The following is a 2,921-nucleotide window of genomic DNA, read 5'->3' on the forward strand; positions in this document are numbered from 1 at the left end:
GATGTGCCGCACGACTGGAGCATCGAGGGCGAATATCGCAAGGATCATCCGATGGGGGATCAATGCGGCTATCTTCCGGCAGGCATTGGTTGGTATCGCAAGACCATTCCGGTCCCTGGTGATTGGAAAGGCAAGCATGTCGAGATCGCGTTTGATGGCGTCTTCATGAACAGCACCGTCTGGGCGAACGGCCAGAAGCTCGGGATACGGCCGTATGGCTGGAGTTCGTTTTCGTATGACATCAGCGACATCGCTGAATCCTCTGACTCGATCACCTTTGCGGTGCGGGTGGACAATAGCAAACAACCTTCCGCACGTTGGTACACAGGTAGCGGTATCTATGCCCATACCTGGATTGATGTGAGACATAAGATTCATGTTCCCGCAGACGGAGTCTTTGTTCGCACAACAGGCGAATCCGTTGAAGTGGATGCCGAGATCAAAAACACCACTGGCAAAACGGAATCGATTGAAGTCGAAATCGCGATCTTGGATCCCGACGGCAATCAGGTCACCCGACAACAAAAGCCGGTAAACATTGCTCCGTCCCAGCTTCAAACCCAAAGTTTCAAGCTTCAAATTGACTCGCCACGTCGCTGGGATCTTGAATCACCGAATCTCTACCAAGTCGTCACCAAAGTGATTTCCAACGGGCAAACCGTGGATACGGCGACCACCCGCTTCGGAATTCGCGATGTGCAGTGGAAACCGGAAACCGGAATGTGGCTGAACGGTAAAAACGTCAAGTTGCAAGGCGTTTGCAACCACCAAGATGCCGGTGCGCTCGGTGCGGCAGTCCCCGACAAAGTGCTGCGATTCCGCATCGAACAGCTCAAGAAAATGGGCTGCAACGCTATCCGCACTGCACACAATCCACAGACGCCTGTTTTCTACGACATCTGTGACGAAGTCGGCATGTTGGTGATGGATGAAATTTTCGATGGCTGGAAGAAGAAAGCAGCGCATGACTATGGACGGTATTACTTTAACGATTGGTGGCAGCGGGATCTGACCGATTGGGTTCGGCGCGATCGCAACCATCCTTCGGTCGTCATCTACAGCGTCGGCAACGAAACCCATGGAGCGATCGGAAAGGATTTGGTGGAACGTTGTCATGCACTCGATCCCACACGTCCGGTCACCTCCGGTCACTCTGGATCGGAATACATGGATGTCTTCGGCGTGAACGGCGGCAGCGAAAAGATGGGCTGGTTCGACCAACTGAAGAAGGATCGCGTGTTTATCGGAACCGAGAACACGCACACCTGGCAGGTGCGTGGCTTCTATCGCACCAAGACGTGGTATCGCGATGGCTATCCCAATAAAGGGCAGAAGCCGCATTGGATTCCCGACTTGACCGAGAAAGAAGTATTTTTCAATGATTGGACGGATGAGGCTGGGCGAGCAAACCGTAAGCAGATCTTCAACTCCAGCTACGACAACGCAACCGTTCGCCTGAATGCACGCCAGAATATCGAGCAGCTTCGCGACATCCCGAACTATGCCGGCTCGTTCCGATGGACGGGACACGATTACATCGGCGAAGCAGGCTATGTGCATGGCGGTTGGCCGTTCAAATCGTTCATGGGCGGGGCCATCGACATGGCTAACTTTGAAAAGGATCTGTACTACCTCTATCAAAGCCAGTGGACGGATGAACCGATGGTTCACATCCTGCCGCACTGGACGCACCCGACGCTCGAGCCCGGCACGCAGATTCCGGTTTGGATTTATTCCAACTGCGATGTCGTTGAATTGTTTTCGGGCGGTCAATCGCTGGGTAAAAAGAAGCCTGGAACCAAGTCCGATGAAATGCAGTGCCAATGGATGGTGGGCTGGCAGCCAGGCGAATTGAAAGCTGTCGGCTACAATAACGGGAAGCCTGTTGCGGAAAAGGTGATCCGCACTGCCGATGCCCCCTCGCGAATCGCGTTATCGATCGATGGCGAACCAATGGCCAGTGAAGGCACGGATCTCGTTCAAGTGCGTGTGACCACGCTTGACGAGAAGGGCGAGTTCTATCCCTACGGAGAAAACCGAACCCATTTCAATGTGATCGGCCCTGGTGTGATTCGTGCGCTGGACAACGGAAGCCCGGTCGATGTCGAAAAGCATTTTGGGGTTAACAACCGAATCGCCTTCTACGGATTGACCCGCGGTTATGTGGAATCGACCGGTCAGCCTGGGGACATCACCTTGATGGCCAGCTGCATTCTTGGCGAAAAGAAGCAGGTAACATCCAAGAGGGTGAGCATCGACGTGCAGCTGCTGTCGCTGCGAGGAACGCCTCCAACGGTTGGAATCGAAATTTTCTATACACTCGATGGCTCTGCACCGACCTCGCAATCGGCTCGCTATTCGACGCCGTTCGAGGTGTCGCTTGGCACCACCGTCAAAGCGATGGTTGCGTTGGACGGAAAGCCTGTCCAGACACTTCAAGAGCGTTTCGCTGCAGACGAAGGGTTTGTATGGGATGGAGGCCAAACCCAATCGAATCTCGGAGGCGACCAGGCCGAAGATGCAACGTTGAGCGGGGCAAAGGTTGTTTCTAGCGGCAAGAATTTCAATGGCAAGGGATTCATTGATTTTGGCCAAAACAAAGATGCCTATGTACAGTGGTATCTGGAAAACGACGGTGACGCGGGGCAGGCGGATCTTACAATTCGCTACAGCGGCGTACGTAAGGGACGTTCGGGTCGTGCATTCAAGCTAACCGTGAATGGCCGAGTCGTTAACGAAACACTGATGCTTCCGAATACGAAGAACTGGGGATCCGATTGGAAAGCGGTGACCGTCAACATTCCAATCCAGCGCGGAGCCAACACGATCCGTTTAACGACCATCGAACACGGCGGAATGTATGTCGATGAAATTTCAGTCCGGTAGATTTTCGAGACGTTCGACGCGATCGCTTGGACTGC

1 protein-coding gene is annotated in these 2,921 nt (G+C 53.7%); it reads left to right on the forward strand.

Annotation, left to right across the window (positions count from 1 at the left end):
• The coding region (locus ABX962_RS33950; RefSeq protein ID WP_372726098.1) for a glycoside hydrolase family 2 TIM barrel-domain containing protein at positions 1-2,886 on the forward strand (2,886 nt) is incomplete at its 5' end.
• Between the last annotated feature and the right edge of the window lie 35 nt (positions 2,887-2,921).

This window comes from Novipirellula sp. (genome assembly GCF_041583735.1).
Taxonomy (GTDB): Bacteria; Planctomycetota; Planctomycetia; order Pirellulales; family Pirellulaceae; genus Novipirellula.